Origin of the sequence: Paludicola sp. MB14-C6, assembly GCF_030908625.1 — a bacterium.
Classification (GTDB): Bacteria; Bacillota; Clostridia; order Oscillospirales; family Ruminococcaceae; genus Paludihabitans.
Window position 1 is genome coordinate 2,866,246 of record NZ_CP133133.1, and the last position, 22,385, is coordinate 2,888,630.

Annotated in this window: 23 protein-coding genes; 21 read left to right on the top strand and 2 right to left on the bottom strand. The window is 33.5% G+C overall.

Going from position 1 to position 22,385, the window contains the following annotated elements:
• The first annotated feature begins 1 nt into the window (after position 1).
• The 15 genes from RBG61_RS13590 to RBG61_RS13660 all read left to right on the top strand — a co-directional run bounded on the left by RBG61_RS13590 (position 2) and on the right by RBG61_RS13660 (position 15,154).
• The gene (locus RBG61_RS13590; RefSeq protein ID WP_307944393.1) at positions 2-1,006 is read left to right on the top strand and encodes a glycoside hydrolase family 25 protein; all 1,005 of its coding nucleotides are present in this window, start codon (positions 2-4) and stop codon (positions 1,004-1,006) included.
• Between the two features lie 57 nt (positions 1,007-1,063).
• Positions 1,064-2,026: a linear amide C-N hydrolase gene (locus tag RBG61_RS13595; RefSeq protein WP_307944394.1), complete on the top strand. Its 963-nt coding sequence runs from the start codon at positions 1,064-1,066 to the stop codon at positions 2,024-2,026.
• Between the two features lie 377 nt (positions 2,027-2,403).
• The gene (locus tag RBG61_RS13600) at positions 2,404-2,898 is read left to right on the top strand and encodes a DUF6591 domain-containing protein (protein ID WP_307944395.1); all 495 of its coding nucleotides are present in this window, start codon (positions 2,404-2,406) and stop codon (positions 2,896-2,898) included.
• A 168-nt stretch (positions 2,899-3,066) separates the two neighbouring features.
• A complete protein-coding gene (locus RBG61_RS13605) occupies positions 3,067-4,428 on the top strand; it encodes an alpha-L-fucosidase (RefSeq protein ID WP_307944397.1) in 1,362 nt (453 codons plus the stop codon).
• Between the two features lie 315 nt (positions 4,429-4,743).
• On the top strand, positions 4,744-5,211 hold the full coding sequence (gene rimP, locus RBG61_RS13610) for a ribosome maturation factor RimP (protein ID WP_307944398.1): 468 nt from the start codon (positions 4,744-4,746) through the stop codon (positions 5,209-5,211).
• A 69-nt stretch (positions 5,212-5,280) separates the two neighbouring features.
• Positions 5,281-6,363: a transcription termination factor NusA gene (gene nusA, locus RBG61_RS13615; RefSeq protein WP_307944399.1), complete on the top strand. Its 1,083-nt coding sequence runs from the start codon at positions 5,281-5,283 to the stop codon at positions 6,361-6,363.
• A gap of 31 nt (positions 6,364-6,394) precedes the next feature.
• Positions 6,395-6,664 (top strand): RNase P modulator RnpM, encoded by a 270-nt coding sequence (gene rnpM / locus RBG61_RS13620; protein ID WP_307944400.1) that lies wholly within the window; start codon positions 6,395-6,397, stop codon positions 6,662-6,664.
• A complete protein-coding gene (locus tag RBG61_RS13625) occupies positions 6,657-6,992 on the top strand; it encodes a L7Ae/L30e/S12e/Gadd45 family ribosomal protein (RefSeq protein ID WP_307944401.1) in 336 nt (111 codons plus the stop codon). The genes rnpM and RBG61_RS13625 overlap by 8 nt, the downstream gene beginning before the upstream one ends.
• A complete protein-coding gene (gene infB, locus RBG61_RS13630; RefSeq protein ID WP_307944402.1) occupies positions 6,989-9,544 on the top strand; it encodes a translation initiation factor IF-2 in 2,556 nt (851 codons plus the stop codon). Before RBG61_RS13625 ends, infB begins: the two co-directional genes overlap by 4 nt.
• A gap of 179 nt (positions 9,545-9,723) precedes the next feature.
• On the top strand, positions 9,724-10,086 hold the full coding sequence (rbfA, locus tag RBG61_RS13635) for a 30S ribosome-binding factor RbfA (protein ID WP_307944403.1): 363 nt from the start codon (positions 9,724-9,726) through the stop codon (positions 10,084-10,086).
• Positions 10,087-10,122: 36 nt separating this feature from the next.
• Positions 10,123-11,079, top strand: a complete 957-nt coding sequence (locus tag RBG61_RS13640) for a DHH family phosphoesterase (RefSeq protein WP_307944405.1) — start codon at positions 10,123-10,125, stop codon at positions 11,077-11,079.
• A 22-nt stretch (positions 11,080-11,101) separates the two neighbouring features.
• A complete protein-coding gene (gene truB, locus RBG61_RS13645) occupies positions 11,102-11,995 on the top strand; it encodes a tRNA pseudouridine(55) synthase TruB (protein WP_307944407.1) in 894 nt (297 codons plus the stop codon).
• 78 nt (positions 11,996-12,073) lie between these two features.
• Positions 12,074-12,967: a bifunctional riboflavin kinase/FAD synthetase gene (locus tag RBG61_RS13650; RefSeq protein ID WP_307944409.1), complete on the top strand. Its 894-nt coding sequence runs from the start codon at positions 12,074-12,076 to the stop codon at positions 12,965-12,967.
• Positions 12,968-13,219: 252 nt separating this feature from the next.
• Complete coding sequence (locus RBG61_RS13655) at positions 13,220-13,687, top strand: DUF5067 domain-containing protein (RefSeq protein WP_307944410.1); 468 nt, start codon at positions 13,220-13,222, stop codon at positions 13,685-13,687.
• A 126-nt stretch (positions 13,688-13,813) separates the two neighbouring features.
• Complete coding sequence (locus RBG61_RS13660; RefSeq protein WP_307944411.1) at positions 13,814-15,154, top strand: IS1182 family transposase; 1,341 nt, start codon at positions 13,814-13,816, stop codon at positions 15,152-15,154.
• A gap of 130 nt (positions 15,155-15,284) precedes the next feature.
• On the opposite strand, the gene RBG61_RS13665 is transcribed toward RBG61_RS13660, so the two are convergent.
• Positions 15,285-16,481 (bottom strand): hypothetical protein, encoded by a 1,197-nt coding sequence (locus RBG61_RS13665; RefSeq protein ID WP_307944413.1) that lies wholly within the window; start codon positions 16,479-16,481, stop codon positions 15,285-15,287.
• Positions 16,482-16,596: 115 nt separating this feature from the next.
• Here RBG61_RS13665 and RBG61_RS13670 point away from each other — a divergent pair, with 115 nt between their 5' ends.
• Positions 16,597-17,577 (top strand): Gfo/Idh/MocA family protein, encoded by a 981-nt coding sequence (locus tag RBG61_RS13670; protein ID WP_307944414.1) that lies wholly within the window; start codon positions 16,597-16,599, stop codon positions 17,575-17,577.
• 102 nt (positions 17,578-17,679) lie between these two features.
• Here RBG61_RS13670 and RBG61_RS13675 read toward each other — a convergent pair whose 3' ends face one another.
• On the bottom strand, positions 17,680-18,735 hold the full coding sequence (locus tag RBG61_RS13675; protein WP_307944416.1) for an iron-containing alcohol dehydrogenase: 1,056 nt from the start codon (positions 18,733-18,735) through the stop codon (positions 17,680-17,682).
• Between the two features lie 210 nt (positions 18,736-18,945).
• Between RBG61_RS13675 and RBG61_RS13680 the strand changes: the two genes are divergently transcribed.
• Genes RBG61_RS13680 through RBG61_RS13700 form a run of 5 tightly spaced genes read left to right on the top strand, consistent with a single transcriptional unit; the run spans position 18,946 to position 22,306 of the window.
• Complete coding sequence (locus tag RBG61_RS13680; RefSeq protein WP_307944417.1) at positions 18,946-19,941, top strand: stage III sporulation protein AA; 996 nt, start codon at positions 18,946-18,948, stop codon at positions 19,939-19,941.
• A complete protein-coding gene (locus RBG61_RS13685) occupies positions 19,929-20,441 on the top strand; it encodes a stage III sporulation protein AB (protein WP_307944418.1) in 513 nt (170 codons plus the stop codon). The genes RBG61_RS13680 and RBG61_RS13685 overlap by 13 nt, the downstream gene beginning before the upstream one ends.
• 14 nt (positions 20,442-20,455) lie before the next feature.
• Entirely contained in the window at positions 20,456-20,650 is a 195-nt protein-coding gene (spoIIIAC, locus tag RBG61_RS13690; protein ID WP_307944420.1) for a stage III sporulation protein AC, read from the top strand.
• Positions 20,651-20,685: 35 nt separating this feature from the next.
• Complete coding sequence (locus tag RBG61_RS13695) at positions 20,686-21,081, top strand: SpoIIIAC/SpoIIIAD family protein (RefSeq protein WP_307944421.1); 396 nt, start codon at positions 20,686-20,688, stop codon at positions 21,079-21,081.
• 28 nt (positions 21,082-21,109) lie between these two features.
• Positions 21,110-22,306, top strand: coding sequence for a stage III sporulation protein AE (locus RBG61_RS13700; RefSeq protein ID WP_307944422.1), 1,197 nt, complete (start codon positions 21,110-21,112; stop codon positions 22,304-22,306).
• Positions 22,307-22,385: the final 79 nt, after the last annotated feature.

A 22,385-nucleotide genomic window follows, 5' to 3' on the forward strand; every position in this document is an offset into this window, starting at 1 on the left:
AATGAAACGAGAGAAAACTGCACGAGTTACAGTAATTGTGTTAACCATTATAAGTATTTTACTTTGCATATCATTAGTGGTAACAATTATACTTTTTGAGGAATACAAAAGAAACAATTCGATTCCAGTAAGCGCAAAACCACAATTAAAATCAGAATTGCCATCATCATCTGTTGCTGACGCTATCACAACACAATCGTTAAAAGCATATGCGCAGCAGTATAATGTCAGTGTTGAGTTTTTGCAGCGTTTTTTTAATGATGTTATTGTTTATAAGGACTCTGACCAAATTGTATATGCTCCAATAGACGAAAAGTTACCTAAGAACCCATATGACTTTAAAAACTTAGTATATTTGGATTCTGAGATACAATATCAAAAAAACGGTGTTTCTACTGGCATAAAAGGTATTGATGTATCAAAGTATCAGGGCGATATAAATTGGAATAAAGTGAAGGCTGATCATGTTAAGTTTGCTATTATTCGTATTGGATTTCGTGGATATCAAAATGGAAAGATTACAATTGATGAATCCTGTAAAAAAAATATTGAAGGAGCAATTGCTGCAGGTATAAAAGTAGGTGTTTACTTTTTTTCTCAAGCAATTACAATAGAAGAGGTAATCCAAGAGGCAGACACAGTTTTAGAATATATAAAGGATTATAAAATTACATATCCAGTTGTTTTTGATGCTGAAGAAATACTAGAAGAAAATGCTCGCACTAATTCGCTAACCACAGCTCAACGCACTGATATTACTGTTGCTTTTTGTCAAAAAATCAAGAGTGCAGGGTACACACCTATGATATATGCTAATGTGAAGTGGTTTGTCGCAAAGCTAGATATGTCACGATTGACAATGTATGATAAGTGGTTTGCACAGTATTTTAAAACTCCATTTTTTCCATATGATTTTCAAATGTGGCAGTATACAGGAAAAGGCAAAGTCGACGGAATAAAAGGTGATGTCGATTTAAACATTTGTTTTAAGGATTACTCTAAGTAATAGGTAAGATGGACCACTAATTACGTTAATAATGAGAAATAAGGCGGAAAACGAATAATGAAAGTAGTACAAAATATCAATAAGAACATAAGAGCGGAGATTAAAAGAATTAGCAATAGTCATTACTATATGGATTACTTTGGTGATTATGAATTTGATGAATATTTATCAAAAGGTGTATGTAATATAGATGACTATATCAACTTTGTGACTCAAAGACTTATATTTGATGATAAGGCAAATTTAAAAAATCAAGATTTTGGATGTGCTGCGTTTGTTGCCAAAAATTTGGATGGCGACTTTATCTTTGCACGAAATATGGACTGTGAATGTGCAACTGCTATGGTTATCAAATTACAGGATTGTAATACATATCATTCGATAGGATTATTGAATATGGCTGAATTGGATTGGGATGAATATACATATGACACATTGGATATTGATTCAAAATTAACATTGGCAGCACCATATAGCCCATCTGATGGAATAAATGAGCATGGATTAGCTGTCGCAATTTTAACTGATGTTGATGGAATTTATCCGACTACCAATAAAATCACCTTACTAGATTTAACATTACCTAGGTTAATATTAAATCAGGCAAAGAATGTTGAAGAAGCAATTCAATTAGCACAGAATTACAACTTATTTCATATCGTTTCTCCAATACACTATATGGTAGCCGATGTAACAGGAAACTCAGCGGTAATTGAGTTTGTAAATGGAGAGATGGTCGTTACAAAGAAAAACTGTAACTATCAAGTAGTAACTAATTTTACTTTATATAATAATCCACTCCATAATGGGTTTGGAAAAGATAGATATGAAAATATTGAACATGAGTTAGTAAAACGTAATGGCGTTATTTCGGAAAACGATGCTTTAGAGTTGTTGAAGAAAAATGTAATACCTGGTGATGAGCAGTGGTCGGCAGTTTATAACCTAAATAAAAGAAATGTTTTGATTTCTTTTTGCAAAGAGTATGATGCGGTTTATAGATATGAACTAACAGTCTAATACTTATAAAACGAGTTATTTAGTATCTTTTTGTTAAATAATAAAAAGATTATATTAGAAATGAACTGGTAAGAAGTACAAGCAGTGCCGATGATAAAAGGTAGACGCTAAAATAGACATAACCTATAGAACTATGAGTTTCTCATCATGGTTAATGGATTATCATTGACGGCAGCTTGTAGTTCATAATCGTCCACGGGGGCGTAGATTTCTATAGTTGTTTACCACCGATTAATGATATCGCCAGCGTCAAAATGACGCTGGCTTCTTGCATGAAGTGATGAAACTTTTTTGTCAATCGAAATAAACTTTGTAGTTCAATCATATACATATTGTTGAATTACTAGGTTGATTTTTAAATAGTAGGAGGGCTTTTGATGAAAAAAGTAGTTGCGTTATTTGTTTTAATAGCTATAACTATGGGGATGATGGTTGGCTGTAATAACAAGCAGAATGGTAAAGAAAAGCAGATTGAAAAAGCAATAGAAGATGTAGTGAGTGATAAGGGAAAAGTTGATATAGATGAAAATAAATTTTCAGTAAAAGATGAGGATGGAGATGAAGCAACATTTGGTCAAACGACTTGGCCGAGCGGGAAGGCTGCAGATTTAATCCCTAAATGTGAATCAGGCAAGGTCATTGGTGTAGTGAATTCGGTAGATGCTTGTGTAGTAACATTAGAAGGTGTTAGCGAGAGGGAATATGAAGCATATGTGAATGTGGTAAAAAATGCAGGATATACAACCGAATCAGGAGAAATAAATGTGGCTAGTGCAAAGACTTATTATGGAATCAAAGGCCAAACAACAATTTGTGTTGTTTATACTGTAAAAGGTAGCTATATGGCAATCACGCTGGACTCAGAAAAATAAATATTACTTATCAATGATTGTTAGTATTATGTGCAAATAGAAATATTTATTTTAAATCCTTTCATGATATTGTAAATCATATTGAATGCGATAAGGTATTGTGATAAGATAATGATTATAAAATGCAAAAGCTATATTACAAAGAAATTGTAGGAAAGAGGAGTTATTATGAGTGAAGTTGTTTTAGTGGATGGCGTCCACAATTATTCAAATGCACAAGATTATGTGCCTCCTAAGAGCAAAGAAGTACAAGAGCATTTAAAATGGTTTACGGGGTTAAAGCTTGGCTTAATGATGCATTTTGCGCCGGAATCTCAATTAGGAATTTGCGAATCATGGCCATTATCAAATGGAGATGCAGACTGGTCACGTGAAGATATTGACTGGACAGATGATATGGATGAATTCAAACAGCAATATATTAATGCAAATAAAACTTTTAATCCTGTAAAATTCAGACCGGATGAATGGGCTAAACTAGCAAAGGATTGCGGCTTTAAATATTTATTGTTTACAACCAAACATCATGACGGTTTTTGTATGTATGATACCAAAACAACAACCTATAAAATAACCGATCCATCTTGCCCTTTCCATACACATAAGTATGCGGATATGGTAAAACATTTATATGAAGCGTTTAGAAAAGAAGGATTAGCGATTTCTACTTACTTTTCAAAGCCTGATTGGCACAGTAATTACTATTGGTGTGATCAATTTCCTGAAGCGGAAACACGTAATGTAAACTATGATATTGAAAAACATCCTGATATTTGGAATAAATTTGTTGAATATACGCATGAGCAAATTACCGAATTAACTTCTAATTATGGCAAAGTAGATGTTTTATGGCTCGATGGTGGCTGGGTTGAACCGAATAATCTTCATCAAGATATTCGGTTGGGCGAAATTGTAGAAAAAATTCGTTCTACAACGCAACCTCATTTAATTGTATGTGACCGTACTGTAGGCGGAGAATATGAGAATATTATTACTCCAGAGCAAACCGTTCCGGATGCAATTATCGACGTTCCTTGGGAAAGCAATATAACATTAGGCGATGGCTTTTCATATCGATATTGTGACCATTATAAAACGGGTCGTACATTAGTACATAAATTGCTTGATGTTGTTTCAAAAGGCGGAAATTTGGCTTTAAATATTGCACCACAACCAGATGGAAAATTACCGAAAAACGGAGTAGATTCTTTACGTCAATTAGGCAGCTGGTTGAAGGTAAATGGTGATGGAATATATGAAACAAAAGCATATAAAAACACCACTGATAAAAACGTAGTCTATACGCAAAAAAATGGAGTTGTTTATGCATTCTATCTTTTTGATGAAGTACCATCCTTCTTCCGAACAGTTTATTTAACAATTGATAAACCTGTTAAACGAATTGAACTTCTTCGTAATCATCAACAAATCCCATTTACTCAAAATGGTTCAACGGTAGAAATACATACACACGACATTAACATGATGGAAGCAAAATACAGCGATTGTTTCCAACTATTTTTTGAATAGATTTGTTATAATGTAATAAGAAAAAATTTTTGTAATTACGAAATCATTAGAATTCATTACAAAATGAGTAAAAAATACTTGCATTTTGATAATAAGCGTGGTATACTAAATAAAGTTAATTAAGATGTAAATAGTAATGGAGGAGAAAGACTGGGAATACCCAGTCTTTCCTTTATTTTAATTTTCTATTTTCGATTACATCTCTATCTTTATGGAACACTAATATTGTAAAAAGTTAAAAGGAACTTGATGTGTTAAATGTGATTTTCTATAAAAGATGAAATCGATTGCAATAAACAACGTTAGGAGTTTTGTATGAAAAAGAACGGCGGTAATACAGTTAAAATTGTAACAGATCTAGTGAAGCCAATTGTTGATGAATTAGGGTTAATCTTATGGGATGTTCGCTTTGAAAAAGAAGGATCAATTTGGTTGCTTCGTGTGATCATTGATAAAGTTGGCGGCGTTAGTGTAGATGATTGTGAAGCGGTAAGTCGTCCGTTGGATAAATTGCTTGACGAAGTAGATCCAATCGATCAAAGCTATTGCTTGGAAGTAGCTTCAGCAGGATTAGAACGTGAACTAACAAAATCATGGCATTTTGACGAATGTATCGGAAAAAAAGTGCAACTTAAGCTAATTCGCCCATATAATGGTGAGCGAGATTTTGTTGGTAAGCTTCAAAAATATGAAAATGATGCAATTAGTATTGAATGTGAAGAACATAATTATACGTTCTTATTAAATGATGTAGCTTATGTAAGATTATATGTTGAATTTTAATCTGCATTCACATAAGAAACGAAAGTAATTATCTTATAAAATAGTAAAACGAAGGGATTGTTTTAGAAAATGAATAACGAATTATTTGACGCACTTGAATTATTGGAAAAAGAAAAGGGAATCAAGGTAGAAGATGTTTTAAATGCAATTAAAAATGCAATTGGTGTTGCAGTAAGAAAATACTACACCGTTGGAGAAGATAATGTAGAAGTTGAATTGGATATGGAAGAAAAGAAATTCAAAGTTTGCGTTATTAAGGATGTTGTAGATGAGTTAACTGATTCCACAACACAAATTCATATTGATGAAGCACAGCAAAAAAACAAACGTGCAAAAGTAGGTACTAGACTTTCGATTAAATTAGATACTAAGCAAATTGGCCGTATTGCTGCATTATCCGGTAAAAACTTGATCCATACTGCGATTTCCGATGCAGTAAAAGCAAAACAATACGAGCAATATCAAAACAAATTACATGAAGTAGTAAATGCTAAGGTAGTAAAAGTTGAACCAAAAACAGGAAATGCAACTGTATTTTTTGATAAAACCGAAACAATTTTATTTAAGAATGAGCAAATTCCAAATGAGATTTTAGTAGAAGGTGACAACATCAAAGTTTATGTAAATGATGTTGTAAGTACAGAAAAAAGATGTACATTGAAAATTTCAAGAACCCATAAAGATTTAGTAAAACGTTTATTCGAGATGGAGGTACCTGAAATCTTTGATGGTACAGTAGAAGTAAAATCCATTTCTCGTGAAGCAGGTTCCAGAACGAAAATCGCAGTATGGAGTAAAGACGAAAATGTTGATCCAATCGGCGCTTGTATTGGTAAAAACTTCTCTCGTGTATCCAACATAGTGAATGAATTAAACGGTGAGAAAATTGATATTGTTCAATACAACGATATTCCAGAGAAATTTATTGCGCAAGCATTATCACCATCCGATGTAGTTAGCGTTGAGATTTTGAATAAAGAAGAAAAAACTTGTCGTGTTATTGTTCCAGATAGCCAATTGTCATTAGCAATCGGAAATAAAGGTCAAAATGCGAAACTAGCGGCAAAATTGACCGGCTATAAAATTGATATTAGACCTGAAAGTGGCCCAATTGAGCCAAAAGAAGAACCAAAAGAAGAAATAGCGGAATAATTTTCAAAGAAAAACCTAAAGGAGGATATTAATGCAAACAAGAAAAGTACCTCTCAGAAAATGTACAGGGTGCAACGAAATGAAACCCAAAAAAGAGCTTGTGCGCGTAGTGAAAAACAAGGAGAATGAAATATTCCTTGATTTAACTGGTAAAAAAGCAGGTCGTGGCGCATATGTATGTTGCAGTTTAGATTGCTTAAAAAAAGCAAGAAAACAAAGAGGCTTTGAACGTGCATTTTCTTGTAAAATCCCTGATGAGGTTTACGATCAAATGGAAAAGGAATTAGCTGAAAATGAATAAAATAGCTCAAGATTTATCTCTTTGTAAACGTGCAGGAAAGTTGATACTTGGTTTTGATGTGGTTAAAAAATCAATGCAAGACGGTTCAGCAGAACTAATCGTATTAGCAAAAGATTTATCGCCCAAAACGAGAAAAGAAACAATATATTTATCCGAGCAATTCGAAATTCCATTACTTACAACCGATTTAACACTAGATGAACTATGGTATTTGCTAGGGAAACGTGTAGGAGTAATTTCCGTAATCGACTATGGTTTAAGTGAAAAGATAAAAAAAGACGCATCCACTCAAAATATCACGTATAGCTATGAGGAGGAAAACAGATGAAACCAAAAAAGATTAAAATTGTAGATTTAGCAAAAGATTTAAATACACAGCCAAATGATATAATCGAATTTTTAGCGAAAACAGATGAAACGCCAAAGAAACCAACTTCTTCTTTAACTGAAGACGAACTCAACATAGTATTTGATCATTATATGGCAAAGGCAGAAGTAAAAAGTTTTGATGCATATTTTTCATCAGCAGATCAGAAGGAGCAAGATACATTGAAAGATAATAAACCAGTTGAAAACAAACCAGAAGTAAGCAAGCCTGAGCCAAAACCAAATGCGCAACAACCACAACAAAAACCTTCACAATCACAACAAAAACCTGCACAACCAAAAGAAAATCAATTTAGACCAAATAATAATCGTCCTGATAATCGTCAAGGCAACCGCCCTGACAATCGTCAAAATAATCGTTCTGAAAATCATTCAGAAAACAGACCAGCATTTAGACCAAACTTAAATGGTCAAAATAATAATAATGCTAAACCTGGATTTACACAAAATAAACCTGTTCATAATCAACAAAAGCCAGTAACTCCTGCATCCCAACCAGCAGTTACTAAAGAAAGAACAATTCGCCACGTTGATACTAAAACAGTTGAAGTAAACTTAGATAAATATAATGAGCGTTACGAAGAAATCGCGCCTCAACAAGCTTCAAGAAAAACGGATTCTTTCCAAAGAAAGCAAAAAATCAACCAAAAATCTCAACAAAGAAATAAAGCAAAATATTCAAATAAAAAAGAAACCGAAGCTCAAAAATTACAAAGAATGGCATTAGAAAGAGCAAGAAAGCAACAATTAAAAGTTATGATTCCTGATGAAATTGTTGTTTCTGAACTTGCTTCTCGCTTAAAAGTAAATGTTGCTGAAGTAATTAAAAAACTTATGGTATTAGGCGTTATGGCTTCTCAAACAGAAGTAATCGATTTTGATACCGCTTCTATGGTGGCTTTAGAATTAAACGCAAAAGTAGAAAGAGAAGTTGTTGTAACAATTGAAGAGCGCTTAATTGACGATAGTGAAGACGATTCTGATAATCTTGAAACAAGAAACCCAATCGTTGTTGTTATGGGCCACGTTGACCACGGTAAAACTTCTCTACTAGATAAAATTAGAAATGCTCATGTTACTACAACTGAAGCAGGCGGTATTACACAACATATTGGTGCTTACACAGTGAAAGCAAATGATAGAGAAATTACATTCCTCGATACTCCTGGTCATGAAGCGTTCACTTCAATGCGTGCTCGTGGTGCATCTGTAACTGACATAGCAATCTTAGTAGTAGCAGCAGACGATGGTATCATGCCTCAAACTGTTGAAGCTATTAACCATGCAAAAGCAGCTGGCGTACAAATTATTGTTGCAATCAATAAAATGGATAAACCATCAGCAAATGCAGATAAAGTAAAACAAGAGTTAACAGAATATGAGTTAATCCCTGAAGAATGGGGCGGCGAAACAATTTGTTGTCCGGTTTCTGCTTTAACCGGTCAAGGTGTTGACCAACTTCTTGAAATGGTATTATTAGTAGCAGATATGGCTGATTTAAAAGCAAACCCAAATCGTCAAGCAAAAGGTACTGTTGTTGAAGCACGTCTTGATAAAGGTCGTGGACCAGTTGCAACACTTCTAGTTCAAAATGGTACATTAAGAACAGGCGATGTTTTAATTGCAGGTGCTTGTGTAGGTAGAGTTAGAGTAATGACAAACGATAAGGGTATAGTAGTAAATGAAGCAGGTCCATCTTACCCTGTTGAGGTTACCGGATTAGCAGAAGTTCCATCTGCTGGTGATGTATTTAATGCTGTTGAGGATGAGCGCTTAGCTAGAACACTTGTTGAACAAAGAAAATATGAAGAAAAAGAAGAAAAGTTCAGCCAATATCAGAAAGTTACTTTGGATAACCTATTCAGCCAAATTGCTGAAGGTGAAATGAAAGAGCTGCCTATTATCGTAAAAGCTGACGTTCAAGGTTCTGCAGAGGCAGTAAAACAATCATTAGAGAAACTATCAAACGATGAAGTACGTGTTCGTGTTATCCATAATGGTGTTGGAGCAATCAAAGAATCCGATGTTATGTTAGCGCAAGCATCTAATGCAATCATCATTGGATTTAACGTTCGTCCTGACCCTAAAATTCAAGACGCAATGAATGATGATGAAGTTGAAATTCGTCTATATCGTATTATATATGATGCAATTGATGATGTAAAACAAGCAATGAAAGGTATGCTCGCACCAAAAACTCGTGAAGTAGAGCTTGGTCGTGCAGAAGTTCGTCAAGTATATAAAATTTCTAACGTTGGTACTATCTCAGGAAGCTATGTGTTAAACGGTAAAGTTGTTCGTTCTGCTTTGATTCGTGTTGTTCGTGACGGTATCGTTATTGTAGAAGATAAGATTAGTTCACTAAAACGTTTTAAAGATGACGCTAAAGAAGTTGCACAAGGCTTTGAATGTGGTATTGGACTAGAAAAATTCAATGACTTAAAAGAAGGAGATATCCTAGAATCCTTTATCATTGAAGAATACAGAGATTAATAAAAATGTTCATCAATTACTAGAGTATCATTTCATGCTTATTTGCGTTTATAACAACCTTAAATATTATCGAAAAAGGCTTGATTTATACAGATTTTAGAAAATTTAATAAGAGAGTTTTAAGCACAAATTAGTATGATACCTAGTAATTGTTATGAAATAGAAGTGGAGGTAAGGCAATGGCTTCTTTTAAAATAGGTCGTATTTCAGAAGACTTAAAACAAGAATTAAGTATGTTATTTCGTGAACTGAAAGACCCTCGTATTTCAAAAATGCTTTCTATTATAAAGCTAAATCTTTCAAATGATTTATCTCATTGTAAGGTATATGTGAGTGCAATTGAAGGATTTGATCAAACCGTTCAATCAGTTGAGGGATTGAAAAGTGCTAGTGGATATATTCGCAAGGAAATTTCATCACGTTTACATCTAAGAAAAACACCTGAATTTCATTTTATTGCCGATGATTCCATTGAATATAGTGCTAATATTAACAAAATGATTGAAACACAACTTAGAAAAACAACCGATTCAGAAGAATAGGATTCGTTATTTCAGCTACAGGAGGATGTAAAAGCGATGACAATTACAAAAGCAGAGGTAGTAAAAAGGCTTTTGCAAAGCGACAATGTGTTAATCATCACTCATAAAAGTCCTGATGGAGATACATTAGGAAGTGCTTTTGCTTTGTATAATGCGCTGAAATCACTGCAAAAAAAAGCAAGGGTTGAATGCTCAGATATTTTTCCCCAACGTTTTCAATATTTAATGGAAGGGTACGAACATCAAGAATTTAAACCCGACTATATTGTTGCAGTAGATGTTGCCGCAATCCAGTTATTTGGTAGCAATCTTGAGCATTATGCGCAAGATGTCGATTTGTGTATTGACCATCATCCTTCCAATGAACTTTATGCAAAAGATACCTACTTAGTTGCAAAAGCATCCGCAACTTGCGAAATGATGTATGATATTATCTGTGATATGAATATTGCTATCACTAAACAAATTGCCGATTGCCTATATACTGGGCTTGCAACTGATACAGGATGTTTTCGTTTTTCTAATACAACGGAAAAAACGCATCGCACAGCGGCAGATCTGTTTGGATTTGGTGCGAATTATGAATGGATTAATCGCATCTTGTTTGAAACGAAATCTAAAAGTCGTGTGAGAATGGAACAGCTTGCATTAAGCTCGATTGAGTATTACTATTCTGATTACGTTGCATTAATAGCAATTACGCAGAAAATGATTGAAGAGGCAAACGCTGATGAAAGCGAATTGGATGGAGTTGCATCTATTCCACGTACGATAGAAGGCGTTGAAATTGGAATCACAATGCGTGAAAAAGCAGAAGGTGGATATAAGATTTCCATTCGTACAGCCAGTAAAGTGGATGCATCTCAACTTTGTGCTTTATTTAACGGCGGAGGTCATAAGCGTGCTGCCGGATGCTTTATTGATTCAGATTTAAAAACAACAAAACGCTTATTGTTAGACGCAATTCAGTCTATTATAAAAACGATTGAATAGTGCCGAAGGGAATTCAAATTTAATGAACGGAATTTTATGCATAAACAAACCACAAGAATATACTTCATTTGATGTCGTTGCACGAATTCGTGGAATGACTAAAACAAAGCGAGTAGGTCATTCTGGAACGCTTGACCCACTAGCTACTGGTGTATTACCAATTTTTATAGGTAACGCAACCAAAGCATGCGACATGTTACCGAATGATGATAAAAGCTATATTGCAGAGTTTGAGTTTGGCTTTAAAACAGATACTCTTGATATTAGCGGAGAAGTTTTAGAGACCTTTGAAAAAAAGATATCAAAAGAAGAAATAATAGAAAAATTAAACCATTTTCGTGGTGATATTCAACAAATACCGCCAATGTATTCTGCGGTAAGGGTAAACGGGCAACGTCTTTATGATATTGCTAGACAAGGAAGAGAAATTGAGCGTGAGCCAAGATCCGTTACGATATTCAAGCTGGAACTCATGGATTTTGATAAAGCCACTCAAAAAGGAAAATTAGAGATAGCATGTTCTAAGGGCACTTATATTCGTTCTATTATCAGCGATTTAGGTGAATTGCTGGGAACAGGTGGAACAATGACAGCATTATGTCGTGATAAAGCTTGTGGATTTTCATTGGATGATTGTATTACGCTGGAACAAGCACAAGACTATACTACCAACGGAACGATTGAACAACAGCTGCTTCCAGTTGATCGCTTGTTCTATCATCTTCCAAAAATCCAATTGAATGAAATACAATCTATTAAATTTAAAAATGGTGTAAAGCTTGACTTGAATCGAGTTATTTATAAAAATATAGACACTTTGCACCGTGTTTATGATAATGAAAAAGTTTTCTTAGGGCTTGCAAGCTTAGATAAAGAAGACATGGCACTAGTGATAGAAAAAATGTTTTACAGATAGTAATACTAATCCTGTTCAAAATTTTTATTTATAGTTTTGAATGAGGACACGTATTAAGCAGAATCAGAGGTGATATCAGTGAAACTATACCATTCATTTGAAATGTCTGCTGGGCCTACAGCTGTTGCATTAGGCTATTTCGATGGGGTTCATTTAGCCCATCAACAAGTAATTAAAACAATGACCTCGTTCGAAAAAGATGGTTTTATTCCAACAGTACTTACATTTCATATGGACAAAGACATACCAAAAAAATCAGGAATGAAAACAATATTAACAGATAATGAAAAAATAGATGTATTTCATGATTTAGGCGTAAAGCAGGTTTATATGCCTCCTTTTAGTCAAATGATTGATTATGACGCGACTGATTTTTTCTATCAAGTTTTAGTAAAACAGCTTCAAGCAAAAGTATTGGTGTGCGGATATGATTATGCATTTGGTAAGAATGCGCAAGGCGATGCAGCTTTATTAAGCAGTTTATGCAAGCAAAATGAAATCAGACTTGTCATAATAGAGCCATATGAACTAGATGGACAATTAATTAGTTCTACTTATATTCGTGAGTTGTTATCCGAAGGAAATATTGAAAAAACCAATCAATTGCTAGGATTTCCGTATTTTATAAAAGGACAAGTTTCCTATGGAAATCAAATCGGAAAAACGTTAGGATTTCCAACTGCTAATATTTTGCTTTCAGAAAAACAAGTTATGCCTAAGTACGGTGTATATGAAACAAGAACAATAATCGATAATGTTAGTTATAAAAGCATAACGAATGTAGGTGTAAAGCCAACGATTGATGGTGAAAGAAATCCATTATCCGAAACTCATATTTTAGGCTTCAATGAAAGCTTATATAATAAAGATATCAAGATATGTTTTGTTCGTATGTTGCGTGCAGAACAAAAATTTTTGAGCCTAGATGACTTGCGTCGAGCAATTCAAAATGATATAGAGACTATAAAATAGAACCAAGTCGAGCAATTCAAAATGATATAGAGACTATAAAATAGAACCAAGTCGAGCAATCGACTTGGTTCTATTTTATACCTGTTTATTTGAATTTAATGTCATTGATATTAGCATATTGCATAAAAAACTTTAAACTAGTTATAATTATTTGTTTACAAATATAAAAACATATGCTATACTATATATAGGAAATAAATCTTGTAGAATTTATTTCAAATATGATTAATAATTTGATTTGGAGGAGTTTAAATGAAAAAATTATTAGCTTTAGCATTATGTTTCGTTATGTGTTTTAGTTTCGTTGCTTGTGGTGGTAAAGGAGAGGAATCATCTAATACCTCAGTTGCGCCAACTGAAAAAACGACCGGAAAAATTTCAGTAGAGATTTTGTCAGCAAAACCTGCTAAGGATACAAATGACAAGGACGCTATTGTTGTAGAATACAAATTCAAAAATGGTACACAAAAAAGTTTAGCATTCAAATTTTCAACTAAAGTTACTGTTAAACAAGGTGATCAAGCCTTAAAATTAGCTGCAGTTCCTAAGAGCGATTCTTTTGACTCTGCTACTTCAACAAAACCAATTAAGCCAAATGAAGAAATCGTTGCGCAAGTTGCTTATACTCCAGTAGATATGAAAACAGCATTAGACATTTCTGTTAAATTAGAACAAGGTGAAGATAAAACAGAAATTACAAAGCAAGTTCCACTCGCTTAACATAATGTTATACATAAAAAGACCATCCGAAAGGATGGTCTTACAGCTTGTAGAAAAAGTCTCCTAAATTCGATGATTTAGGGGACTTTTGACGCGAAAAATGGTATAATTAAATAGGGTGATTAAATGTTAGTTAAAGCTAAAAAAGACCGAACACAAGTAGAGTTTTTGTGCTTAGAAGAATTTATTCCAGCAGAACATTTGCTTAGAAAAATAGATAGTGCAGTGGATTTCTGTCATATATATGATTTCGTAGAGGATTTGTATTGTAAAGATAATGGAAGACCAAGCATAGACCCAGTAGTACTAATCAAAATGGTCTTAATACAACATTTGTATGGAATAAGTTCGTTGCGCAAATTGGTAGAAGAAGTACAAATGAACTGTGCATATCGTTGGTTTTTAGGATATTTAATGACAGAACAAATACCTCACTTTACAACAATAAGTTATGCCTTTAAACATAGATTTAACGAGAATACTATTGCATGCATTTTCAACTGGATATTGAATGAAATCAATGATATGGGATATCTTGACCCAGAGGTGGTATTTGTAGATGGAACCCATATAAAAGCAAATGCAAATATAAAAAAGGTTGTAAAGAAATCAATCCCCGTAGCAGCAAAACATTATGAGAAACAACTAATGGACGAAATCAATAAAGATAGAGAAGAACATAAAAAAAAGCCATTTGACGATACAAAGCCACCTAAAATAGAAGAAAAAATCATCAATGAATCAACCACTGACCCTGAAAGCGGTGTATTTCATAAAGGAGAGCATAAGAAATGCCTTGCTTATGAAGCACATACAGCTTGTGACAAAAAAGGCTACATTGTAGATGTTCATGTAACAGCAGGCAATGTACATGACAGCGTAGCATTCGATGATTTGTATGATAAATTAAAAGAAAACCACCCCGAAATCCAAACAATAGTGGCAGATAGTGCCTACAATACTCCCTATATTGCAAAAAGACTTATAGATGATGGAAAAGATTTATTAGTACCATATCGTAGACCAATGACAAAACAAGGCTTTTTTAAGAAATATGATTTTTCATATGATGAATATTTTGACTGTGTAGTATGTCCAAACAATAAAGTTTTACACTATTCCACCACGAATAGAGAAGGATACAAAGAATTTAAAAGCAATCCAAACGACTGTAAAATCTGTGGGTTTCGTTACAAATGCACTGAAAGTAAAGAATTCCAGAAACAATACACAGTTCATGTTTGGCATGAGTACTTAGAGCAAGTTTCAGATATTCGTTATGCAATAAAATACAAAGATCTTTATGCACAGCGAAAAGAAACGATTGAGCGAGTTTTTGCTGATGCGAAAGAAAAATACGCAATGCGTTATACACCTTATCGAGGTCTTGCCCAAGTAACAAACTGGGTTAGGCTTAAATTTGCGTGCATGAACCTTAAAAAGCTGCAATACATAAGTGGAGGGTGAACTCTCCTTTTTGTATCCTTTGCACTTTTTTCAAATTTTCAACCATATATTCAAAAGCCCGACTTTGGTTACGCCAAAATCGGGCTTTTTCTTCAGACTGAAAGACCATCCGAAAGGATGGTCTTAATTATTATAATTCAGTATTTTCTGAAACCTTTTGCGATTGTAATTGTCGAAATATGTTTTTTCCAATTAGGAGTAACAAACCAAGTAGTATAAATGCAACATGGTTCAAAGATATCGGTGTAGTTTGAAATAAATAAGGGCAATAACTTGCTAAAGAACAAAGAATAATTCCAACTGCAATATAGAATTGTTTTGGAAATGTAAATGCATATACTATAGCAAAAATATCTGCGACATAAAAATACCGTTCATGCATATGTGGTAAAAAAAACGGAACCAATATAACGAAAAATAATGCTAACGATACGATTAAATTGTGATTAAGCGTTTTTATTTTATAATAAAAGATATAAAGTAATAGTAGAATTACAATTCCACAGAATAAAACTCCTGCTTTACTAATAATAAAAGATGTATCATTTGTTCCAAACCAACTGTAGAAATTAGGAGCATTTAACGATAGTTCGGGATATTGTCCGGATTGAGATATATAAATTGTGAGTAATTTAAATAATGGTCGTCCCATTAAAAATGCCGGTATAACAGATATAAAGTATACTAAGGGAATGATAAAAAAGTGTTTAAACTTAAACTTGCCTTTCAGCCAAAGCAACAATAACAATGGAGCAAAAAACACAGCTTGTAATTTGAAAGTGAATGCAATTGCAAAGTAGACCATTGAACTTAACGGCTTATTTTGTAAGGATTGATTTAGGCAAAGCAATAAAAAAAAGGTAAAGATAATATCGCATTGTCCCCAGTATGCACTATTTAATAAAACCGTTGGTGTAAATAGAAATATTCCATATCCCAATAGGGCAAGTGGTACTTTTTTATATTGTTGAAAAAGCATCTTAAAAATAAGAATGGCACAAGCTACGTCAAACAAACAAGAAACCAGCTTAATAGAGTATAAACTGTTAAATGGCAAGTAAGTCAATAGCGATAGTATATAAATATAAGGCGGTGTATAGTCACCAATGCGAAGTCCAATTCCATTCAAACCACCCGCTTGTTTCAATGAATGAAACCAAGGATGTAAAAATAATTCATAGTCTCTGGAAACAAAATCAAATAAAGATGCTCTTGCAAGTAAGGCAGCGACTGTAATGATAAAAAAGGCAAGGATATCTATAATTTTTACTTTTAATTTTCTTGTAACGGGAACTTCATAGCTGAGAATATCATTAATTGTAAACATTACACTTTCCCCTTATATCAAATAGTAATAGTAAAATTATACAATTAATTAGCATAGTTTGCAACATGTAATTTGAAGTGATATAATTACAGTGATACGTTTAAGGGGGAGTAAGATGATACATTATGCAACAATCGGAACCGGTTGGATAACAGAATCTTTTATACAGGCAGCAAAGCAAGTAAAAGGCTTATTGCTAACAGCGGTTTATTCCAGAACTCAAGAGCAAGCAAATAAATTTGCAAAGAAATTTAATATAACAAACACCTATACCGATTTAAATAAGTTAGCGCAAGCATCGGAAATACAAGCAGTTTATATTGCGAGTCCGAATGCATTTCATTATTCGCAAAGCAAGCTAATGTTAGAACATAAAAAACACGTAATATGTGAAAAACCTATCACTTGTTCTAAAGAAGAAACCCAAGATTTAATCCGTATTGCCAAAGAAAACAATGTGATTTTTATGGAAGCTATTATGCCGATTCATCTCCCACAAATGAAGTTAATACAAGATACAATGAAAAAAATCGGGCGAATTTCAATGGCACGATTTGACTATTCACAATTATCTTCAAAATATAAAGCTTTAATAGAAGGCAAACTTCCAAATATTTTTAATATCAATATGAAAACTGGTTGTGTAATGGACATTGGAGTATACTGCTTGTATACAGCTTTGCATCTGTTTCCTGACTATAACGGTATACAGTCTAATGCAGTTTTATTACCATCAACAATCGATTTGTGTGGCGGCAGTATTTTAAAATATGAGGATAAACTGGTTCAATTAAGCTATTCCAAAGTAGCAAACGGGTCTGGCTATAGTGAAATTCATGGTGATAAAGGTACCATTCTCATTAAAAAAATATCTACTTTGCAAGAGATATTGTTAATGCACCCTGACGGTGAAACTGAAATAATATATCAATCCAAAGCAGATATACAGCCTATGCAATATGAGGCTCAACAGTTTTATGATTTTATAACAAAATTCAATAGCAATCAAGATTACTATGATTATTGTAATTCGTTAGCAATTAAAGTGAGCGAAACTTTAGCATTGATACGAAACCATAGTGGTGTCAATTTTTAAAAATCAATTTAATAGATATAACATAAACCACCAAACAGAGCGTTTGGTGGTTTTGTTATATCTATTATTCAATAGTACTTAATGTGTTTGATAATATATATTTCATTTAAATAAGTCTTCAAAGAAATTTGAAATTTCCTTTCTATTTATTTTATGAATTTGGGGCTTTTGTATTTCTTTTAGAATAATGATATTTAAAACATCGCCATCAAATTTTTTATCACTCATAATCATTTTCATAAAATAATCATAGGGCAATTCATACTGAACTTGATAATTGATTTTTTTTAACCGTTCCAATAACATTTGATAAGTACCGGATCTTGTAAGCTGTTTTTGCTCTGAAAGCCTTGTCATCATTGCCATGCCAATAGCCATAGCTTCGTCAGTACTTACTTTATAATTGGAATGCGTTTCGATTATTTCACCTATTGTGGTTCCGAAGTCTAGTATGAGTGGATTAATAATAGTACTGTTGATAAATAAAATGTTATTTTTAATTCGTATAAGTTGTGTTATGTAATTAAGCAATAATTCTGGCTCAGAAGTACTAAGCTGAACAGATAAAACTCTTTTGTCAAAGATAAATCCGTATTTAACTGCCTGTGGGCTGATAACATTCTGTTGATATGTCGGCGTGGTGGAAAGAGTATCAATATCAATGAAAACGCTTACGGGAAAATGCACCATACCTATTTGATTTATGCGGTATGGTGTGTTGAGATATACAGAACCACCAATGGAATTGTTAATCATACAAGAAAACGTTGTTGGTATGGAAATAAAGTTAATTCCTAGATTATAAATTGCAGAAGCATAGCCGGTTATGTCGTGAACTGTTCCCCCGCCCAAAGCGATAACTAAGTCTGATTTTGTAATCATATTTATGCTAAAGAATTTGATGATTTGCGACAACATTGTTGGAGTTTTATTTTCTTTACCATGCTGCATAACAAAAATAACAGGGCTGAATCCATATTTTTCAAGACTTGATATAACTGTATTTAAGTGAATTTTTGCAACAATATCATCTGTTACTATAGCAATTCTTGAGTTGCTATGTTGTGTAGGAATATAAAAGCCAATATCCCAAAGAAAATTGCTCCCAATAAATACTGTGGATTTTTTGTCTGATCCAACAATAATTTTATTCATCATGTCAGTGCCTCCAAATTCAGCTGCATCAACTTTATAAACATTAAGTAAAATATAGCAAATATACTAATTGTTATTATATCTTATCATTCCTCTAAAGTCAACTAATAGCTTCTAGTGTGTATTTAACCAATTTATATTTAAAATCTGTTCTATTTTCATTGAATCGTTCATATTATTCTCCATAAGGACAATCTCAAGGAGGATAAAAGGATGGATGAAAAATATATACAAGCTTTGTTAGGACTCCCCAAAAATATTGCAAGTCTATTGCGAATGATTCCCAATAATGTTCAACAAACAGTAAGGGAAATATGCCTTCGAATCAACAAACCATTGGTTTTAGCTACTTTTGAAGGTGATCAGTTTCTAACAAAAAGTGGACAACTTAGCTGTAATTTTCAATCAAATATATATATTGTATCAAAACAGGAAATGGAAGAATGCCTACATATTTTAACGGAGTATTCAGTTCATAGCTATATCGATAAAATTAACATGGGCTTTATTACAATCGAAGGTGGGCATCGTGCAGGAATTGTAGGAAGCTGTGTTCTTTCGGGGGACAAGATTATTTCCATATCGGATATTAGTTCCATTAACTTAAGAATTGCAAGACAAGTAAAAGGAGTAGCCAAATCATTAGTGCAGTCTCTTTATAGTAATCGTTTATACTCAACATTAATTGTAGGCGCTCCTGCAAGCGGCAAAACTACATTATTGCGTGATTGTACTCGTTTACTGTCTGATGGAATATTAGGTTTTTATATAAAAATCTCTGTAATTGATGAAAGAGGGGAAATAGCAGCAGTTAAAAGCGGAGTACCGCAAAACGATGTTGGAATAATGACAGACGTATTAGACGGTTATAAAAAAGGTGAAGGGATGACAATTGCAATCCGTTCTATGTCGCCGAAAGCAATTATATTAGATGAAATAGGTAGTTATGACGATGCATATTCCATTCGTCAAGGGTTAAACGCAGGTGTTGTCATTATTGCAACTACCCATGCAAGTTCAATGGAAGAGTTAAGAAGAAAGAAATATATATATGAATTAGTGAACGAGGGTGCATTTGAACGGATTATTTTGTTACATGGCAGTGATAAACCATGTGTTGTAAAAGAGATTATTAATATGGAATTATCAGAACAAAACCATATAGCTTCAAACCAAAAGGGAAAGGAGTTTTATGCGTGCTTAAAATAATACTTTGCCCTTTTTTTATCTTTGTTGGTGCATATGTTGGATTTGCATTCAGTAAGCGATTTCAAAAGCGAGTGAAACAGCTTGATTTACTAACGATAATGCTCCAACGAATCAGAGTATATCTTGAATATGAAAAAACACCTACAAAGCTTCTTATTTCCAAGCTTGCAGAAAGTGAAAGTCTGCAAGAGTTAAGTTTTTTAAGACGCTGTAAGGATAAGATGGAAACGAACATAAACTTTCCGATTGTATGGCAAGAAAGTTTATCGGAATGTAAACAGCAACTTGCATTAGAACAAGATGATTACACAGCTTTAAATCAGTTAACAGAGGTCTTAGGAGTATATGATGCACAAGCACAATTAAGCGGAATATTGGTATTGGAAACAATGATGAAGCAGCAACTGGAAGAGGCAATAGAACAGAACAAAACAATGGGCAAGCTTTACCGTTCATTAGGAATTTTGAGTGGAATAGCTGCAGCCATATTAGTGATATAAAGGAGCGAAAAGCAATGGATGTAGATTTAATCTTTAAGATAGCTGCTGTAGGTATCATTGTTGCCGTGCTAAATCAATTACTCATTCGTTCTGGAAGAGAAGAGCAAGCAATGATGACAACACTTGCGGGTTTAATTGTGGTTTTAATGATGATTATTTATGAAATTAAGGATTTGTTTGATGCTGTAAAAACTCTATTTGGGTTGTAATAGAGTGTAAAAACATAGGTTAAGGATGTGAAAGCGTGAATATATACGCAATTATTGGAATTGCAATTGTTTCAACAGCCATTTGTATTTTAATGAAACAATATAAGCCCGAGTATGCGATGTTGGTGTCTTTAGCCTGTGGGCTCGTCTTATTTGCAATGATACTTGTTAGCTTGGTTCCGGCTTTTGAAGCAATGCAAAGCTTAATGAAGCGAGCCGCTATAAACAATGAGTATACAAAAGCAATTATTAAAACGTTGGGAGTTTGTTATGTAACTCAGTTAGCGAGTGATAGCTGTCGTGATGCAGGACAAACTGCAATAGCAAGTAAAGTTGAACTTTGCGGCAAGGTGTTTATTGTCATTATTTCGTTGCCTTTATTTGAAAATTTAGTTGAGATTGCTTTTAAACTCATAAACACGAGTTATTAAAATGATTTTTGAAAAGCAGGAGGTTTAAATGAAACTCATACATAGAATATTACTTTACAGCGCTTTGCTGATATTGTTTTTTTCAGTACCTGTTTACGCTGATGATAAGGAAACGAGTGATAATTCGTTAAGCAAACAGGCTCAGCAATCCATGAAGGAATATCAACAGCAATATGATGAACTGTTAAGTCAAAGTGGAGCAAACGAGTTATTTTCAGCTGTACCGGATGACGCAAAAGACATTTTAGAAAACAATGATATTGATAGTATTGATTCTAACAAGTTTTTAAAAATGAATTTTTTTGAGTTCGTTGGAAATCTGTGGGTTACAATAAAGGACTCTCTTGCAAAACCAATACAGATTTTACTTTCAGGTATCGGCGTAGTGCTTTTATGTGCCCTATTAAATTCATTAAAAACCGGTTTTAATAATGCGGCATATGAAAAGGTGTTTTCTGTAGTATCCGTTATTTGTATTGCAACAGTAATTATCATTCCGATTGCTCAGTTAATTACCAAAACTGCACAACTGATAAAGCAAGTAAGTAATTTTATGCTAAGTTTCATACCTGTTTATGTTGGAATCATTACCGCATCGGGTAAGCCTGTGTCTGCAATTTCTTACAACACAGCATTAGTGGCAGTAATTCAGGTAGTATCTCGGATTGCAGCTTCGGTTTTGGTTCCGTTATTAGCAATTTATCTTGCATTTTGCTTGATTGGATCAGCTTCCACACAAATTAACATAGAAGGAATTGCAAAAACCGTAAAAACAACAGTTATTGTGATATTAGGTTTCTTGATGACTGTATTTGTTGGCTTATTAACAGTGCAAGGCATTGTAGCAACTGCAACAGATACTGTTTCTATGAAAATTGCTAAGTTTGGAATCAGTTCCTTTTTACCTGTTGTAGGTGGTGCAATCAGTGAAGCATTAAACTCAGTTCAGGGTTGTATGGGCGTAATCAAGTCGACATTGGGAAGCTTTGGAATTATAACAATCGTCGCAGCATTTTTACCAAGCATTATAACTATCTTGTTAATGCAGCTTTCTTTAACTATAACAGGTGCAATCAGCGATATGCTGGATACACCAAGAATTACTTCACTTATGAAGTCGGCGTCATCAGTATTATCGTTAATACTCGGAATTTTGCTTGTCTTTTTTGTGTTGATTGTGGTATCTCTAACGATCATGCTTTCTTTAAGCACTGGAGTAAGCTAACTCATTTTTAAAGATAGGCAATAAACCAAGTAAAAAAGTGATGCTCTTTGGAACGGTCAAGACCGTTGCCTGTGATACA

Bases quoted from the DNA above. Each gene is read 5' to 3' on its own strand.
- RBG61_RS13590 (WP_307944393.1), top strand. From the start codon at position 2: ATGAAACGAGAGAAAACTGCACGAGTTACAGTAATTGTGTTAACCATT.
- RBG61_RS13595 (WP_307944394.1), top strand. From the start codon at position 1,064: ATGAAAGTAGTACAAAATATCAATAAGAACATAAGAGCGGAGATTAAA.
- RBG61_RS13600 (WP_307944395.1), top strand. From the start codon at position 2,404: ATGAAAAAAGTAGTTGCGTTATTTGTTTTAATAGCTATAACTATGGGG.
- RBG61_RS13605 (WP_307944397.1), top strand. From the start codon at position 3,067: ATGAGTGAAGTTGTTTTAGTGGATGGCGTCCACAATTATTCAAATGCA.
- rimP (WP_307944398.1), top strand. From the start codon at position 4,744: ATGAAAAAGAACGGCGGTAATACAGTTAAAATTGTAACAGATCTAGTG.
- nusA (WP_307944399.1), top strand. From the start codon at position 5,281: ATGAATAACGAATTATTTGACGCACTTGAATTATTGGAAAAAGAAAAG.
- rnpM (WP_307944400.1), top strand. From the start codon at position 6,395: ATGCAAACAAGAAAAGTACCTCTCAGAAAATGTACAGGGTGCAACGAA.
- RBG61_RS13625 (WP_307944401.1), top strand. From the start codon at position 6,657: ATGAATAAAATAGCTCAAGATTTATCTCTTTGTAAACGTGCAGGAAAG.
- infB (WP_307944402.1), top strand. From the start codon at position 6,989: ATGAAACCAAAAAAGATTAAAATTGTAGATTTAGCAAAAGATTTAAAT.
- rbfA (WP_307944403.1), top strand. From the start codon at position 9,724: ATGGCTTCTTTTAAAATAGGTCGTATTTCAGAAGACTTAAAACAAGAA.
- RBG61_RS13640 (WP_307944405.1), top strand. From the start codon at position 10,123: ATGACAATTACAAAAGCAGAGGTAGTAAAAAGGCTTTTGCAAAGCGAC.
- truB (WP_307944407.1), top strand. From the start codon at position 11,102: ATGAACGGAATTTTATGCATAAACAAACCACAAGAATATACTTCATTT.
- RBG61_RS13655 (WP_307944410.1), top strand. From the start codon at position 13,220: ATGAAAAAATTATTAGCTTTAGCATTATGTTTCGTTATGTGTTTTAGT.
- RBG61_RS13660 (WP_307944411.1), top strand. From the start codon at position 13,814: ATGTTAGTTAAAGCTAAAAAAGACCGAACACAAGTAGAGTTTTTGTGC.
- RBG61_RS13665 (WP_307944413.1), bottom strand. From the start codon at position 16,481: ATGTTTACAATTAATGATATTCTCAGCTATGAAGTTCCCGTTACAAGA.
- RBG61_RS13670 (WP_307944414.1), top strand. From the start codon at position 16,597: ATGATACATTATGCAACAATCGGAACCGGTTGGATAACAGAATCTTTT.
- RBG61_RS13675 (WP_307944416.1), bottom strand. From the start codon at position 18,735: ATGATGAATAAAATTATTGTTGGATCAGACAAAAAATCCACAGTATTT.
- RBG61_RS13680 (WP_307944417.1), top strand. From the start codon at position 18,946: ATGGATGAAAAATATATACAAGCTTTGTTAGGACTCCCCAAAAATATT.
- spoIIIAC (WP_307944420.1), top strand. From the start codon at position 20,456: ATGGATGTAGATTTAATCTTTAAGATAGCTGCTGTAGGTATCATTGTT.
- RBG61_RS13700 (WP_307944422.1), top strand. From the start codon at position 21,110: ATGAAACTCATACATAGAATATTACTTTACAGCGCTTTGCTGATATTG.